14 protein-coding genes are annotated in these 16202 nt (G+C 71.8%); 8 read left to right on the top strand and 6 right to left on the bottom strand.

The genetic code is table 11. The features are described from left to right. Positions 1 to 60 precede the first annotated feature (60 nt). From ACWCQS_RS02315 to ACWCQS_RS02305, 3 genes are all read right to left on the bottom strand, one after another. A complete protein-coding gene (locus ACWCQS_RS02315; protein WP_451002723.1) occupies positions 61 to 1614 on the bottom strand; it encodes a protein kinase domain-containing protein in 1554 nt (517 codons plus the stop codon). Then, positions 1611 to 2357: an FHA domain-containing protein gene (locus ACWCQS_RS02310; protein ID WP_451002722.1), complete on the bottom strand. Its 747-nt coding sequence runs from the start codon at positions 2355 to 2357 to the stop codon at positions 1611 to 1613. Before ACWCQS_RS02310 ends, ACWCQS_RS02315 begins: the two co-directional genes overlap by 4 nt. A 143-nt stretch (positions 2358 to 2500) precedes the next feature. Next, on the bottom strand, positions 2501 to 3052 hold the full coding sequence (locus tag ACWCQS_RS02305) for a hypothetical protein (RefSeq protein WP_451002721.1): 552 nt from the start codon (positions 3050 to 3052) through the stop codon (positions 2501 to 2503). A 263-nt stretch (positions 3053 to 3315) separates the two neighbouring features. Between ACWCQS_RS02305 and ACWCQS_RS02300 the strand changes: the two genes are divergently transcribed. From ACWCQS_RS02300 to ACWCQS_RS02285, 4 genes are all read left to right on the top strand, one after another. Continuing rightward, positions 3316 to 4170 carry a bifunctional methylenetetrahydrofolate dehydrogenase/methenyltetrahydrofolate cyclohydrolase gene (locus ACWCQS_RS02300; protein WP_388619834.1) on the top strand — a complete coding sequence of 285 codons (855 nt, stop codon included), beginning with the start codon at positions 3316 to 3318 and terminating at the stop codon, positions 4168 to 4170. Then, the gene (locus tag ACWCQS_RS02295) at positions 4160 to 4627 is read left to right on the top strand and encodes a DUF3017 domain-containing protein (RefSeq protein ID WP_451002720.1); all 468 of its coding nucleotides are present in this window, start codon (positions 4160 to 4162) and stop codon (positions 4625 to 4627) included. Before ACWCQS_RS02300 ends, ACWCQS_RS02295 begins: the two co-directional genes overlap by 11 nt. A 285-nt stretch (positions 4628 to 4912) precedes the next feature. Beyond that, entirely contained in the window at positions 4913 to 6550 is a 1638-nt protein-coding gene (locus ACWCQS_RS02290) for a DUF2690 domain-containing protein (protein WP_451002719.1), read from the top strand. Positions 6551 to 6891: 341 nt separating this feature from the next. Next, complete coding sequence (locus ACWCQS_RS02285) at positions 6892 to 7881, top strand: malate dehydrogenase (protein ID WP_450984310.1); 990 nt, start codon at positions 6892 to 6894, stop codon at positions 7879 to 7881. 102 nt (positions 7882 to 7983) lie between these two features. Here the strand turns inward: ACWCQS_RS02285 and ACWCQS_RS02280 are convergent, their stop codons facing one another. Genes ACWCQS_RS02280 through ACWCQS_RS02270 form a run of 3 tightly spaced genes read right to left on the bottom strand, consistent with a single transcriptional unit; the run spans position 7984 to position 9774 of the window. Further along, complete coding sequence (locus ACWCQS_RS02280; RefSeq protein ID WP_451002718.1) at positions 7984 to 8907, bottom strand: GNAT family N-acetyltransferase; 924 nt, start codon at positions 8905 to 8907, stop codon at positions 7984 to 7986. A 54-nt stretch (positions 8908 to 8961) separates the two neighbouring features. Then, the gene (locus ACWCQS_RS02275; protein WP_451002717.1) at positions 8962 to 9573 is read right to left on the bottom strand and encodes a DUF2637 domain-containing protein; all 612 of its coding nucleotides are present in this window, start codon (positions 9571 to 9573) and stop codon (positions 8962 to 8964) included. A gap of 21 nt (positions 9574 to 9594) precedes the next feature. Beyond that, positions 9595 to 9774, bottom strand: a complete 180-nt coding sequence (locus ACWCQS_RS02270; protein WP_451002716.1) for a hypothetical protein — start codon at positions 9772 to 9774, stop codon at positions 9595 to 9597. Positions 9775 to 10079: 305 nt separating this feature from the next. Here ACWCQS_RS02270 and ACWCQS_RS02265 point away from each other — a divergent pair, with 305 nt between their 5' ends. From ACWCQS_RS02265 to ACWCQS_RS02250, 4 genes are read left to right on the top strand one after another with little or no spacing between them, the layout of a single operon-like run. After that, positions 10080 to 11600, top strand: a complete 1521-nt coding sequence (locus ACWCQS_RS02265; RefSeq protein ID WP_451002715.1) for an aldehyde dehydrogenase family protein — start codon at positions 10080 to 10082, stop codon at positions 11598 to 11600. 43 nt (positions 11601 to 11643) lie between these two features. After that, the gene (locus tag ACWCQS_RS02260; RefSeq protein WP_451002714.1) at positions 11644 to 13176 is read left to right on the top strand and encodes a GMC family oxidoreductase; all 1533 of its coding nucleotides are present in this window, start codon (positions 11644 to 11646) and stop codon (positions 13174 to 13176) included. Next, positions 13173 to 14273, top strand: coding sequence for a quaternary amine ABC transporter ATP-binding protein (locus ACWCQS_RS02255; RefSeq protein WP_451002713.1), 1101 nt, complete (start codon positions 13173 to 13175; stop codon positions 14271 to 14273). The genes ACWCQS_RS02260 and ACWCQS_RS02255 overlap by 4 nt, the downstream gene beginning before the upstream one ends. Further along, positions 14273 to 16201, top strand: a complete 1929-nt coding sequence (locus tag ACWCQS_RS02250) for an ABC transporter permease (RefSeq protein ID WP_451002712.1) — start codon at positions 14273 to 14275, stop codon at positions 16199 to 16201. Before ACWCQS_RS02255 ends, ACWCQS_RS02250 begins: the two co-directional genes overlap by 1 nt. The last annotated feature ends 1 nt before the right edge of the window (position 16202 follow it).

The following is a 16202-nucleotide window of genomic DNA, read 5'->3' as shown; positions in this document are numbered from 1 at the left end:
GGCGGAGTGGTTCCACCGTCGCAGCCGTGTCCCCGTGCCGGTACCTCGGACGTCTGAGGGTCACTTCTTTCCCGGGGGCGTGTACTCCTTGAGGTAGTGGGCGACGCGGGCGCAGTAGTCGCGGTACCTCGGGGGAACTCCGTTCGCGTCGTTCACTTTCTTGTACGACGTCCGGTAGGCGGCGGAGAGCAGCACCCGTTTGTCGCCGGGCAGGCCGGCCTTCAGATTGGGCGCCATGAAGCAGAGGTAGCGGCCCATGGCCGGGATGGAGACGGAGGGGGTGAGGGGCGGGGTGGGCGTGGCCGATGCGGGAGCGCCGTCGTCGCGCATGTACCAGCGCAGGACGGCGGGGGTCCAGCGGGCGATACCGAACTCGTGCTTGGCCGGGTCGGAGAGGTTCGGGTCGAAATTGCTCTCGGCCTTCAGCATCGCCGCCATGAGCGCGGGGGTCACATCGGGCTCGGGGCAGGCGTGGGCGGAGTCGACGATGAGCTTGCGGTACTGCACCGGGACGCCCCTGTCCGTGCGGAGTTCCGAGGCGCCGTACGCGGCCAGGGCCTTGCCGTCCGTGCCGCCGTCGCCCGCCCAGGTGCTGATGCCGTAGCCGAGGGCCGCGACGGCGACGGTCGCGGCGGCGGCGCCCGCGACGGCCACCCGTCGGCGTCCGCGGCGCCGGAACGGCGGGAACAGCGGGAACAGCCGGCTGGGCAGGCGTGGCGAGCTGCCGGTGCCGGCGGCCGCCTCGACGCGGCGCAGCAGTGCCTCGGTGCCGATGCGTGTCTCGTGCGTCCGGGCCAGGCAGTCCCGTACGATCTCCCGCCACACGTCCGGCAGTTGGGGCGACAGGCGCAGTGCGTCGGTGCCCCGCGCATAGGCGGCGGCCGCGTCGCGGCGGGCCGTCGGGGTGGCGCCGGACAGCGGGAAGGAGTCGGCGAGGACGAGATGGGCGAGCACGCCGAAGGCCCACACGTCGGCGGACGGCCGGATCCGCCGGCCGCGTTCCCCGATCTCCGACCACAGCAGCTCGGGCGGGGTGTAGTCCGGGGTCGAGAAGGCCGGGGAGTAGGCGTGGGTGCCCTCCAGCTCGGCGGCCATGTTGAAGTCGGCGAGCCGCGCCGAACCGTCCGCCATCAGCAGCACATTGGCCGGTTTCAGGTCCCCGTGCACCCAGCCCGCCCGGTGCAGCTGGGCCAGCCCCTCGCAGATCTGGGCGAGCAGCGCGGGCCCGGCGTCCGGGCGTGGGGCGGCGGCGAGCAGGGCGGACAGGGAGCCCTCGGCCCGCTCCAGCACGAGGACGGTGGCGCCGTCGAGTTCCGGGCGGTCCGGGTCGTCGACGACGAGGGACTCGTACATCCGGATCAGCCGCGGCCGGCTGAGCCGCCGGTGCAGATCGATCTCACGCTCGATGAGTTCGCGCAGATGGGCCAGTTGGCGCGGGGTGCCGGTACCGGTCGGCAGGAACTTCAGGGCGGCGGCGGTGGGCAGCTCTTCGGGGCCGCCGGTGCGCCGGCCGGCGTACACGCTGCCGAAGGCACCCGTCGCGATCGGCTCGCGCACCTCCCAGGCGCCGACCCGGTAACCCCGCGGCACCGGCACGGCGTACGGCTCGGTCACCGGGCCGTACGGCTCGCGTCGGCGGAGGACAGGACGACCAGGTCGTCCTCCCGTACGAGGTCGAAGCGGAGCGCCAGGGACACCAGGGACTCCTTCTTGCCGTTGAGGCGCGGACCGGTGTCCGCGGTCTCCGGGCCGGGCTTGAGCCGCAGCTTCACCGCGAGGTAGTCGATGTTCCACTGCACCGAGGTGCGCGAGGCGGCCGGCCAGGCGGGGCGCAGCCGGTCGACGACCTGGTCGACCGTGGGCAGCGGGGCGTGCGGGTCGCCGCGCAGCCGCGGTTCGCACAGGGCGGCCAGGACGGCGAAGTAGCGCTTGGTGCGGTCGACGGAGAAGGCGGGCGCGGTGGTGTCCCCGTCCGGCCCGGCCCCCTCCCGCAGATAGTCGTGGCGCGGCGCCCACACCTCGATCGTCAGCAGGTCCCCGGCGGCGGGCAGCACGATCCGCGAGAACTCGAACGGGACGGGCGCGTCGAGCCGGCCCGGGCCGACCTTGATGTGCTCGCCGGCGCCCTCGGGGTTCTCCACGACGTAGGTCTGCCGCGCGGACAGGTTGCTCAGTATCCAGAACGCGCCCTGGGCGCTCAGTACCCCGGCGCGGCGGGAGACCCCGTCGTGCGGGATCGTCAGATCGTTGCCGGGGGCCCGTCCGAAGGTGAGGCGCTCACCCGGGGCGAGCCGGATCCGGGTGCTGTCCTGTCGGTCCTCCGGGGTCGGCGGAGGTACGACGATGATGCTGTACAAGGTGCGTCTCCCCGTGCCTGACGGCCACCCCGGCCGACCCGGTCAGACTAGGGGGACACACCAGGGCCGTGCCTCCCCCTGGACGGGTGAGACACGGCCCTCGGCGTTGAAATGGCGCGAACTGTTCCGTCGCGCGGGCGGGTTCAGTAGCGCGCGCGGTTGAACCAGGCCTTGCCGTTGGAGCCGCCCACGAAGCAGGCGATCAGGATGCCGAGCACCAGGTGGATGATGCCCAGGACCGTGAACGGGTAGAGCGCGAGGACGGCGGTGATGATGCCGAAGACCAGGGCCGTGACGCGCAGGCCGTTGCCACCGGTGGTGAACTTCGAGGCCAGGACGGCCGCCCACACCAGCCACGCGAGCGCGAGCGCCGCGAAGGCCCACATCACGCCGACCGGGTAGTCCCGGAGGGTCGACGGGACGGAGCTGTCGTTGCTGGCCTTGTTGAGGGCCACACCGGCGAAGGCGAAGATCACCACGCCGATGACCTGCAGGCCGACGATCACCCACAGCAGCACGCGGGCCGCGCTGACGTTGCCCGGCATGGCCGTCATCGGAGCGCCGGCGCCGTACGGCTGCTGGACGGGCGGGGCCTGCGGGTAGCCGTAACCGGGCTGCTGGCCCTGCGGGTAGCCGTAACCGGGCTGCTGGCCCTGCGGCGGGCCGTAGGGGTTGTTCGGTTCGCCGAAGCTCATGGCGGTGTTTCCTCCGTTGATCGAGTGCGGGGACGAGGCGCGGCACTGCACGGAGGAGGGTTTCTACAGATGCGGTCCGTCCCCCCGATGAGCTGCCCGCTGCACTGTCTGCTCATCGTTCTTGACCGGTTACCGGCTTGTCCAGCCGGATGACGCAGGTGTTGTGCAAGTGCAACATCACCGATCATGTCGTGACACGGCGCGGGCGGACAGCGGGGGACCCGGATTGGAACCGGGGGCGGGTCATCCGCGAGGATGGGGGTATGACCGCCCAGATTCTCGATGGCAAGGCCACCGCAGCCGCGATCAAGTCCGATCTGACCGCCCGCGTGGCGGCGCTGAAGGAGAAGGGGGTCACGCCCGGCCTCGGCACGATCCTGGTCGGGGACGACCCCGGCAGCCAGAAGTACGTCGCCGGCAAGCACCGCGACTGCGCGCAGGTCGGCATCGCCTCCATCCAGCGCGAGCTGCCCGCCACGGCGACGCAGGAGGAGATCGAGGCGGTCGTACGGGAGCTGAACGAGGACCCGGACTGCACCGGTTACATCGTCCAGCTGCCGCTGCCCAAGGGCATCGACGAGAACCGCGTCCTGGAGCTGATGGACCCGGCCAAGGACGCCGACGGGCTGCACCCGATGAACCTCGGCCGGCTGGTGCTGAACGAGCCGGCCCCGCTGCCCTGCACCCCGAACGGCATCCTGACCCTGCTGCGCCGCCACGGCGTGGAGATCAAGGGCGCCGAGGTCGTGGTCGTCGGCCGCGGTGTCACCATCGGCCGGCCCATGCCGCTGCTGCTCACCCGGCGCAGCGAGAACGCCACCGTGACCCAGTGCCACACCGGCACCCGCGATCTCGCCGCCCACCTGAAGCGGGCCGACATCGTCATCGCGGCGGCCGGCTCCCCGCACCTGATCCGCGCCGAGGACGTCAAGCCGGGCGCCGCCGTCCTCGACGTCGGGGTCTCCCGCACCGCAGAGGGCAAGATCGTCGGCGATGTGCACCCCGACGTGGCCGAGGTGGCCGCCTGGATCTCCCCGAACCCCGGTGGCGTGGGCCCGATGACCCGGGCGCAGCTGCTGGTCAACGTGGTCGAGGCGGCGGAGCGCAGTGCCGGCTGAGAACGCCCGCGCGGGGGCGGTCACCCGCGGAGTGCACACCGGCGCCGAGGAGCGTGGGAAGCGGACCACCCGCCGCTTCCCGCGGATCACCCGGGACACCGCGCGGCCCGAGGGCGGCGGCCGGGCCGCCTCCGGCGACGCCCCGGCCCCGGCGCGGCAGTGGCCCCTGCTCGTGGTGCTCGGCGGGGTCGCGCTCGGCCTGCTGCTGACCGCCCTCGACGCGTTCCGCGCCGGCACCCTGCTGATCGGCGTGGCCCTGCTGGCCGGCGCGGTCATGCGCTGGATACTGCCGAGCGTCGGCATGCTCGCCGTCCGCTCCCGCTTCACGGACATCGCCACCTACGGCGTCCTCGGTCTCGCGATCGCCCTGCTGGCGATGATGGCCCAGCCCAATCCGTGGCTGCAGATACCGTTCCTGAAGGACCTCCTGCACGTCACGCTCAGCAGCAGCAAGTAGCGGCCGCACAGCGCGCCGCCGGATCCTGCCGGCCGGAATTCGACGCCCGCTGAACAGTGGTTCGCCCTTTCCCCCGAGGAAGGGCGAACCACCGCCGGGAATCAGCCTTCCGCCCAAGAACCGCCTGTTCAACGCCTGTCCATGCGCTGTGGCACGGAAGTGACCGTTCCGCTACGGTGTCCGCGCGCGCCGTTCGTGCTCCCGCGCGCCCCCACTCCGGGAACTGGGATCCTCAGGCAGTGCATCCTTGTGGGTAGCCAGGACGGGGGAAGTAGGGGGGAAGCGATGCCTCGTTGGAAGGATCTGCCGGAGGATCTGGATCCGCAGATCAAGGAGTTCACCCAGCAGGTGCGGCGGCTCGTGGACCGCAGCGGCCTGAGCGTCGCGGCACTCGCCGACCGCACGGGCTACAGCAAGACGTCCTGGGAGCGTTACCTGGGCGGCCGGCTCCTCGCACCCAAGGGCGCGATCGTCGCGCTCGCCGAGGTCACCGGCACCAACCTGGTGCATCTGACCACGATGTGGGAGCTGGCCGAACGCGCCTGGAGCCGGGCCGAGATGCGACACGACCGCACGATGGAGGCGATCCGCATCTCCCAGGCGCGCGCGGCGCTCGGGGAGTTCGGCGCGGCGGAGGCGACCGGCGGCCCGTCCGGCCGCAAGAGCGCCGACGCGGCCATGGGGATCGCCGGCCCGGCCGGCGTCTCCCCCACCATCCCCACCCAGCCGACGGCCCCCGACGCCGACGCACGGGAGGGGGCGGGGCGTGATCGGGCCGAGGGTGGTGGTCGGGCCGACGGTCGGGATCGGGTTGACGGTCGGGATCGGGCCGAGGGTCGTGGTCGGGTCGACGGTCGTGGTCGGGCCGAGGGCCGTGGTCGGGCCGAGGGTCGTGGTCGGGTCGACGGGCCGGATCGGGTCGACGGTCGGGATCGGGCCAACGGGCGTGATCGGGCCGACGGTTCCGGTCGTGGCTCGGCCGGGGGAGCGGGGCTTGGGCCGGGCGGTGGTTCCGGGCGTGGTGCGGGCGCCGGTTCGGGCCTTGGTACGGACGATCGCGCGGGACTCGGTGCGGCCGACATGGCGGGACTCGGTGCGGCCGACGCGGCGGGGCTGGGTACGGCCGACGGGGCGGGCCTGGGGCTGGCTGAGGGTGTGGGCCTCGGTCCTGGTGGCCGGGACGGCGTTGGGCAGCGTGCCGGGAACCCGGGTGGCAACTCCTGGGGTCTGGCCGGGTATCAGGGTCCGTCCACGGCGAGCGCCCGCCCCGGCGCCGGGGCGCGCGCCGGTGCCGGTGCCACTGCCGCGAACGGTGTGCGGCCCGCCGGCTCGGCCGAGGGCCCCGGCCGGACCCCCAACACCCCGAACCCTTACGACGGCCGACCACAGGAACCCGGGTCCGCCGGGGGAGGCACCGCGGCTTCCGGGAACGCGGGGCGGCAGCGGGTGATCATGTTCCTGGCGGGGCTCGTCGGCGTGCTCGTCGTCATCGGCGCCGTCTTCTTCTTCACCAACCGGGACGGCGGCAAGCACCACAACGCCGCCAAGCCGCCGTCCCCGACCGCCACCACGCACGCGACCCCGCCGCCCGGGGTCAAGTGCACCGGCTCCGCCTGCGACGGGAAGGACGCCGAGGCCATGGGGTGCAGCGGTGACCTGGTGACCACGGCCAAGACCGCCACCGTCGGCACCACCACCCTGGAGGTCCGCTACAGCAGGGCCTGCGGCACCGCCTGGGGCCGCATCACCGGCGCCGCCGAGGGCGACGAGGTCCAGATCTCCGCCGGGAAGGCCCGGCAGACCGGCGAGACCTCCGGCGTCGGCGACACCATCGCCTACACCCCGATGGTCGCGGTGAAGAACGCGGCAGAGGCCAAGGCCTGCGCGACCCTGGCATCCGGGCGGACGGGGTGCACCAAGTAGAGCCGGCGCGGACCGTGCGCTGAACCGGGAGAATGAAATTCGGGGGTCGGGTGCATGGTGGGCGGGATTCTGGGCACGCGGCCCAGTACCCCCACGGGAGTCCGGCAAACCGGTACCCCCACCTGGCGGCCGCCTCCGTCCTCTCCCCCCCTCTCCCGGACGGGCGGCCGCCCCTTCGTTTTGCCATGTGTCCGACTTGTGGGGTGAGCCACACGGCCCTGTACGTCTCGCATGCCGGATGCGCGATAGCCTGACCGCTGGATCGATCTCTTGACGCCGAGAGATCGATCATCCGCCCGGGGCAGGGACGCCCCACCGCCAGCTGTCATACGGAGAACGCCATGACCCGCACTCCCGTGAACGTCACCGTCACCGGCGCGGCCGGCCAGATCGGTTACGCCCTGCTCTTCCGCATCGCCTCCGGCCAGCTGCTCGGCGCGGACGTTCCGGTCAAGCTGCGCCTCCTGGAGATCACGCCCGCGCTCAAGGCCGCCGAGGGCACGGCCATGGAGCTGGACGACTGCGCCTTCCCGCTGCTCCAGGGCATCGACATCACCGACGATCCGAACGTCGCCTTCGACGGCGCCAACGTAGCCCTCCTGGTCGGCGCCCGCCCCCGCACCAAGGGCATGGAGCGCGGCGACCTGCTGGAGGCCAACGGCGGCATCTTCAAGCCGCAGGGCAAGGCCATCAACGACCACGCCGCGGACGACATCAAGGTCCTGGTCGTCGGCAACCCGGCCAACACCAACGCGCTCATCGCGCAGGCCGCCGCGCCGGACGTCCCGGCCGAACGCTTCACCGCGATGACCCGCCTGGACCACAACCGCGCGCTCACCCAGCTCGCGAAGAAGACGGGTTCGACGGTCGCCGACATCAAGCGGCTGACCATCTGGGGCAACCACTCCGCCACCCAGTACCCGGACATCTTCCACGCCACGGTCGCCGGCAAGAACGCCGCCGAGGTCGTGGGCGACGAGAAGTGGCTGGCCGAGGACTTCATCCCGACCGTCGCCAAGCGCGGTGCCGCGATCATCGAGGCCCGTGGCGCGTCGTCGGCCGCCTCCGCCGCGAACGCCGCGATCGACCACGTGTACACCTGGGTCAACGGCACGGCCGAGGGCGACTGGACGTCCATGGGCATCCCGTCGGACGGCTCCTACGGCGTTCCGGAGGGCCTGATCTCCTCCTTCCCGGTCACCACCAAGGACGGCAAGTACGAGATCGTCCAGGGCCTGGACATCAACGAGTTCTCCCGTGCTCGCATCGACGCGTCGGTGAAGGAGCTGGAGGAGGAGCGCGAGGCGGTTCGCTCGCTGGGCCTCATCTAAGGGTTCCGGAGACACGGCAGAGCTCGGCATCCCGCGTGGGGATGCCGAGCTCTGCCGTGTTGCAAAGTCCCCCGGGCCGAACTCGGCCTCGGACGACGGATGTCAGGCGCTGTCCTCAGGAAGCAGCCGCTTCTCGAACCAGTGGCCGCCGTATACGTCGTCGTTGTAGCGCGGGATCTCGGCGTACCCGCACGCCCGGTACATCGACTGCGCCTCGGTGAGCACGGCGTGCGTGTCCAGGCGTACGACCGCCAGGCCGCGCGCCCGCGCCTCCCGCTCCAGCTCCGCCAGCAGCCGCCGCGCGAGCCCCAGCCGGCGCGCCTCGGGGCGCACCCACACATGCCGGATCTCGCCGACTCCGGGGGCGAGGCGTCTGAGGGCCCCGCAGCCCACCGGCCGCCCCTCCTCGTAGGCCACCAGGAAGGCGCCGGCGTCCCCGGTCACCTCCTCGGGCCGGACCAGGGCCGCCTTGTCGTAGCCCTCGGGGAAGCGCGCGTCGATGTCCGCCGCGTAGGCGTCCAGGCAGGTGCGCGCGTCCGCCGAGGCGCCGTCGACGCTCTCCACGCTGATCCCGGCCAGCCGCAGCAGCCGCTCCGCGGTCGCCATGGACCCGGTCAGCTCGGCCCGCTGGGCCGGGGTGAGGCCCTCCAGGAGACCGGCGGCGAGGGCGTCCGCGCGGCGCTGCTGCTCGGCCACCTCGGCACGGCCGGCCGGGGTCGGCTCGACCATGCGCAGCCGGTTGTCGTGCGCGGGCACCGCGAGCCGGACCAGGCCCTGCGCCTCCAGGGCCTTCGCCATCCGGCTGAGGTAACCGGCGTCCAGACCGAGCCGCCCGCGCAGCTCCCGCAGGGACACCCCCTCACCTATCTCGAACAGCAGCCGGGCCTCGCCGAGCGGGCGGTCCTGACCGAGGTAGTGATCGTCCAGGACGCCGATGCGGCGGGTGAAGTACCGGTTGAAGCGGCGGAAGGCGGCCACGTCCTCCGCGCGGACCGGGGTTCTTTGACTATGGTCAAAGGTTTCCATTCCTTGACCATAGTCAAAGACCTTCGCCGCGTCCATGGCGCCGGCGGGCCGGCCTCACGGTGCGGACTTTGGCGGAACGTTGTGCGTGGCGTGCCGGGGGCGGCTCCTGATCGCGATCTGGCCGACCAGTTCCCAGAAACACGCCAGAGCGGTGACCGGCGGAATCCCGAAGATCACTAACGAGAGCAGCGCATGTGACGAGTGGCTGACGCACAGCGCCACGGCCATCGCGGAAGCGGCCAGCACAATGCACCAGGAGCGCCACGCGCTGCGGCGTTGAGCGGTGGCCCGCAGGACGGAAAGGGCGGCCACGAACCATGGCCCGTACACCGTCAGCGGCCAGTATTGCGCCAGTCTCATCGGCAGCACCGACGAGGCGATTTCGCGCAGTTGCCCATAGGAATAGCAGACGGACCAGGCCAGCATGCACACCGCACACAGGGAGACCGTCGCGATCAGCAGCGTGATGTGCGTGACGCGTCGACCGCCGTCGAGCAGATGGGATTCCTGGCGGAGCCGCCGGCGGCCGCTCCTGCGCGGGGGCGGCACCAGCGGGGTGGCGACGGGGCGCACGCTGGTCGGTGTGGCCAGTATCTGGGCCAGTTCCTCGACCGGGTCCCAGTCGTTCGGCGCGATGTCCGCTGCCGGGACGCTCCAGGTGTCCATCGATTGACCTCCTTCCCCGCCTCAGGACGCCCGGTACAAATCTGCCATCGTCCGCCGATATTCATTTTCCATGGTCTTGATTCTTGTCAGGAAATCTTCGAGCAGATCCGAGCATGACGTGATGTCCACCTCGCCGCTCCAGCGCAGAGTGGTCGTCGGATGATCCTCGGCTGCCTGCCAGTCCAATCGCTTCACGATCACCTAACGATGGTCACCGGAGGCCGGCTTTGGGGCATTCGGGCGAATGCATAGACCTGAAAGGTGAGCCGTTCGGTGCGTGTTGACGCACATTTGAAGGAATTATGAATACACAGGAAATTACATTCCGTGAATTCTGGAATTAAATGATCCCGGCTCGCCCTGCGGTGGTTCCGGTGTGATGCCGCGCACTTTCGGCGGTCGATTGCGCATGCGAGGTGCGCGACCTGGGCAGGCGGCGACGGTCCCCGAGCGTGACACGCGTGTGACACAGGGGCACGGATCAGGAACGGAAGGCAACACCGATCATGGCGGACAGAACGGCACGACAGGCCCAGGCGACCATCCACGCGGGAGGCGAGTGGCTTCCAGCGATCTCCGGCGCGACGCGCGAGATCCTCGACCCCGCGGACGCCCGGCCGTTCGCCGTGGTCGCGGAGGGCGACGAGAAGGACGCCGAGCGCGCGGTGGCCGCGGCCCGGCAGGCCTTCGACCACGGCCCCTGGCCGCACACCCCGGTCGCCGAACGCGCCGCCCTGCTGCGCCGCGTCGCCGATCTCCTCGTGCAGGGCCGCGAGGAACTCGGCCTGCTGGAGAGCCGGGACGCGGGCAAGACCGTCGAGGAGGGCCGGATCGACATCGACTGTGTCGCCGACGCCTTCCGCTACTTCGCCGACCTGGTCGCCGCCGAGGCGCCGGGCCGGGTCGTGGACGCGGGCTCGGCCGACGTCCACAGCGTCGTCGTACACGAGCCGGTCGGCGTCTGCGCGCTGATCACCCCCTGGAACTACCCGCTCCTCCAGGCCAGCTGGAAGATCGCCCCGGCACTCGCCGCCGGCAACACCTTCGTGGTCAAGCCCAGCGAGATCACTCCGATGACCACCATCGCGCTGATCGAGCTGCTGGCGGAGGCCGGTCTGCCCGCCGGAGTGGCGAACATCGTCACCGGCCCCGGCCACACCGTCGGCGCCCGGCTCGCCGAGCACCCCGACGTCGACCTGGTCTCCTTCACCGGCGGCCTGGCCAGCGGCACCAAGGTGGCCCAGGCCGCCGCCCCGACCGTGAAGAAGGTCGCCCTCGAACTCGGCGGCAAGAACCCCAACGTCGTCTTCGCCGACGCCTGCGCCACCGAGGACGGCTTCGACACCGCCGTCGACCAGGCCCTCAACGCCGCCTTCATCCACAGCGGCCAGGTCTGCTCGGCCGGCGCCCGCCTCATCGTCGAGGAGTCCGTCAGGGACCGCTTCGTCGCCGAACTCGCCCGCCGCGCACGGAAGATCAGGCTCGGCCGCGGCACCGCGGACGGCGTCGAGTGCGGCCCGCTCGTCTCCGCGCAGCAGCGCGCCAAGGTCGAGGCGTACGTCGCCTCCGCGCTGGAAGAAGGCGCCGTACTGCGCTGCGGCGGCAAGCGGCCGGAACCCGGTGAGGACCGCCCGGAGTCCGGCTACTTCTACGAGCCGACCGTCCTCGACGCCTGCCACCGCGAGATGCGGGTCGTCCGCGAGGAGGTCTTCGGACCGGTCCTCACCGTCGAGACCTTCCGCACCGAGGAGGAAGCCGTCCTCCTCGCCAACGACACCGAGTACGGCCTCGCCGGCGCCGTCTGGACCACCGATCCCGGCAGGGCCCGGCGCGTCGCGGCCCGCCTCCGCCACGGCACCGTCTGGATCAACGACTTCCACCCCTACCTGCCGCAGGCGGAGTGGGGAGGCTTCGGCAAGAGCGGCACCGGCCGCGAACTGGGGCCCGCCGGACTCGCCGAGTACCGCGAGACCAAGCACGTGTACCAGAACCTCGCGCCGAAGCCGGTGCGCTGGTTCGCCGGCTGAGCATCCCTCTTCCCCCGGAAAGACCCCCTGGAGTAACACCCCCATGTCCCACACCCCCCACGTCTACGACTACGTCGTCATCGGCGGCGGCACGGCGGGCTCCGTCATCGCCTGCCGCCTCACCGAGAACCCGGACGTCACCGTCGCCGTCATCGAGGGCGGCCCGAGCGATGTCGGCCGCGACGACGTCCTCACCCTGCGCCGTTGGATGGGCCTGCTCGGCGGCGACCTCGACTACGACTACCCGACGGTGGAGCAGCCCCGCGGCAACTCCCACATCCGGCACAGCCGCGCCCGCGTCCTCGGCGGCTGCTCCTCCCACAACACCCTGATCTCCTTCAAGCCGCTGCCGTCCGACTGGGACGAGTGGGAGGAGGCCGGCGCCAAGGGCTGGGGCGCCGTCCCCATGGAGGCCTACTTCGCCCGCCTGAAGAACAACATCGTCTCCGTCGACGAGAAGGACCGGAACGCCATCGCCCGGGACTTCGTCGACGCCGCCCAGGCCGCGCTCGGCGTCCCCCGCGTCGAGGGCTTCAACAGGAAGCCGTTCACCGAGGGCGTCGGCTTCTTCGACCTCGCCTACCACCCCGAGAACAACAAGCGGTCCTCGGCGTCGGTGGCCTACCTGCACCCCGTGATGGACGAGCGCCCCAACCTCACCATCCTGCTGGAGACCTGGGCGTACCGGCTCCAGCTGAACGGCACCCGCGCCGAGGGCGTCCACGTGCGCACCAAGGACGGCGAGGAACTGCTGATCCGCGCCCGGAGCGAGGTCGTCCTGTGCGCCGGCGCCGTCGACTCGCCCCGCCTGCTGCTGCACTCGGGCATCGGCCCCCGGGGGGATCTGGAAGCCCTCGGCATCCCCGTCGTCCACGACCTGCCGGGCGTCGGCGAGAACCTGCTGGACCACCCCGAGTCGGTCATCGTCTGGGAGACCCACGGCCCGATCCCGGAGAACTCCGCGATGGACTCCGACGCGGGCCTGTTCGTGCGCCGCGACCCCGGACACGCGGGCCCGGACCTGATGTTCCACTTCTACCAGATCCCGTTCACGGACAACCCGGAGCGGCTCGGCTACGAGCGCCCCTCGTACGGCGTCTCGATGACCCCCAACATCCCCAAGCCGAAGAGCCGCGGCCGTCTGTACCTGACCAGCGCCGACCCGTCCGTCAAACCCGCCCTCGACTTCCGCTACTTCACCGACGAGGACGACTACGACGGCAGGACCCTGGTCGACGGCATCCGCATCGCCCGCGAGATCGCCGCGACCGAGCCCCTCGCGAGCTGGCTCAAGCGCGAGGTCTGCCCCGGCCCCGAGATCCAGGGCGACGCCGAACTCGGCGAGTACGCCCGCAAGGTAGCGCACACCGTCTACCACCCGGCCGGCACCTGCAAGATGGGCGCCGCCGACGACGAACACGCCGTAGTGGACCCGGAGTTGAAGATCCGCGGCCTCGACGGCATCCGCATCGCCGACGCGTCCGTCTTCCCGACCATGACCGCCGTCAACCCGATGATCGGGGTGCTCATGGTCGGGGAGAAAGCCGTCGACCTGATCGGAGGTGACGCCCGATGAACCGCACCGTCCCCACCCGCAAGCCGCCCACCACCGACACCCCCGTCTTCTCGGTCTCAGGCCTGTGGAAGGTCTTCGGCCCGAAGCCGCAGCGGATCCCCGCCGACCCCGAACTCGGCGCCCTCGATCCCGCCGACCTGCGCGCCCGCACGGGCTGTACGGCGGCCGTCCGGGACGTCTCCTTCGACGTCCGCAAGGGCGAGGTCTTCGTGGTCATGGGCCTCTCGGGCTCCGGCAAGTCCACCCTGGTCCGCTGCCTCACCCGCCTCATCGAACCGACGGCGGGCGCGATCTCCATCGACGGCGAGGATGTCCGCGCGATGGACAAGGCCCGCCTGCGCGAACTGCGCCGGCACCGGGCCGCCATGGTCTTCCAGCACTTCGGCCTGCTCCCGCACCGCACGGTCCTCGACAACGTGGCGTACGGCCTGGAGATCCAGGGCATGGGCAAGGCCGAGCGGCGCGCGCGGGCCGCCGAGGTCGTCGCCAAGGTCGGCCTCGAAGGCATGGAACACCGCCGCCCCGCCCAGCTCTCCGGCGGCCAGCGCCAGCGCGTGGGGCTCGCACGGGCACTGGCGGTCGACCCCGAGGTGCTGCTGTTCGACGAGCCGTTCAGCGCCCTCGACCCGCTCATCCGGCGCGACATGCAGGACGAGGTGGCCCGCCTGCACCGCGAGGAGGGCCGCACCATGGTCTTCATCACCCACGACCTCTCCGAGGCCCTCAAGCTGGGCGACCGTATCGCCCTGATGCGCGACGGCAAGGTCGTCCAACTGGGCACCCCGGAGCAGATCGTGGGCTCCCCGGCCGACGACTACGTCCGCGAGTTCGTCCGGGACGTGCCGCGCGAGCAGGTGATGACGGTGCGTACGGCCATGAAGCCGGGTGCCTGCGGCGGCCCGGAGCACCCGGGCGCGCTCGCCCCGGACGCCGTGGTCGCGGACGCGATCCGAACCGTGGCCGAGACCGGCACGCCGGCGTGCGTGCTGGAGGACGGCACCTGCGTCGGCACCGTGGACCACGAACTGCTGCTGGACGTCGTGGCCGGTATAGACGTGTCCATACCCGGCCCCCGCACCAGCCCGGAGGCCGTCTGATGGCAACGCTCACCGTCCCGACCTCCTCCCGCGCGAACTCCCTCCGCCTGCTGAAGAGTCGGACCGCGGCGAAACTGCTCCTGCTCGCGCTCGTCACCGCCGTACTCCTGCCCCTCCTCCACGGCGGATCATGGCCCCACCACCTGACCGTCAGCCTGGACAAGCCCCTCACCAGCGCCAGCAACTGGGTCATCGACAACCGGGACAGCCACCCCCTGTTCCTCTACTTCTTCGGCTACATCAGCAACGCGGTCGTCCTCTCCGTACGCGCCGTCTACCTCACCCTGCTCGCCGCGGGCTGGACCGGCGTCACGGCGTTCGGCGCCCTGCTCGCCTGGCGCTTCGCCGGCCCGCGCCTCGCCGCCGGCACCGCGATCGCCTTCCTGGCCTGCGGCGCACTCGGCATGTGGGTGCCGACCATGCAGACCCTCGCGCTCATGGTCGTAGCGGTCCTCGCCTCTGTCGTCGTCGGCGCGCTCCTCGGCCTCGCCGCCGGCCTGTCCGACCGCCTGGACCGCGCCCTGCGCCCGGTCCTGGACACCATGCAGGTGCTCCCGGCCTTCGCCTACCTCCTCCCCGTCGTCCTGGTCTTCGGCATCGGCGTCCCCGCGGCCGTGCTCGCCACCGTCGTGTACGCCGCCCCGCCGATGGCCCGCCTCACCGCACTCGGCCTGCGCGGCGCCGACCCCGAAGTCCTGGAGGCCGTGGAGTCGCTCGGCGCCACCCGCCGCCAGCGGCTGCTGACCGCCCGTATCCCGCTGGCCCGGGGCGAACTCCTCCTCGGCCTCAACCAGACGATCATGATGGCGCTGTCCATGGCCGTCATCGCCTCGGTCATCGGTGCCGGCGGCCTCGGTGACCGCGTCTACCAGGCGCTCGCCTCGGTCGACGTCGGCCAGGCCCTCGCCGCCGGCATCCCGATCGTGCTGCTCGCGATCGTCCTGGACCGGGTGACCGGAGCGGCAGGCGCCGGCACCACCCGCCCGAAGACCATCGGCTGGGCCTACGCCCTCGGCGTCACCGTGGCCGTCGCCCTCGCCGCCCGGCTCCTCGGCCGTCTCGACTGGCCCTCCGGCTGGACCCTCGACATCGCCGAACCGGTCAACCACGCCGTCGACTGGATGACCAACCACCTCTACTCCGGCGTCCCGGTCGTCGGCGGTACGGCCGACTGGGCGGGCCACTTCACCACCTGGGTCCTGGACCCCGTGCGCGGCGGTCTGCAGTGGCTGCCCTGGTGGTCGGTGCTGCTGATCGTCGCCGCCCTGGCCTGGTCGATCGGCACCTGGCGCACCGCCCTGACCGCCGTCCTCGCCATGGCCGCGATCGGCGTCCTCGGCGTCTGGGAACCGGCCCTCGACACGCTCTCCCAGGTGCTCGCCGCCGTGGCCGTGACGCTCGTCCTCGGCTTCGCGACCGGCATCGCCGCCGCACGCAGCGACCGTGTCGAACGCGCGCTGCGCCCGGTCCTGGACGTGTTCCAGACCATGCCGCAGTTCGTGTACCTGATCCCGGTCGTCGCCCTGTTCGGCGTCGGCCGCGCCCCCGCCGTCGCCGCGGCCGTCGTCTACGCGCTGCCCGCCGTCGTCCGGATCACGGCGCAGGGCCTGCGCCAGGTCGACCCGGCCGCGCTGGAGTCCGCGCGTTCGCTCGGCGCGACCGGCAGGCAGCAGCTGTGGCAGGTACAACTCCCGCTCGCCAAACGGTCGTTGCTGCTCGCCGTCAACCAGGGCGTAGTCCTGGTCCTCGCCGTCGTCATCATCGGCGGCCTGGTCGGCGGCGGCGCCCTCGGCTACAACGTGGCCTTCGGCCTCGCCCAGGGCGACCTGGCGACCGGTCTGGTGGCCGGTGCCGCGATCGTCTGCCTGGGCCTGATGCTCGACCGGGTGACCCAGCCGACCGAGCGACGCGCGACGAAGGGAGCCTGAC

This window comes from Streptomyces sp. NPDC002076, from assembly GCF_053593835.1.
This window is presented reverse-complemented; position numbering and strand designations above follow the sequence as displayed.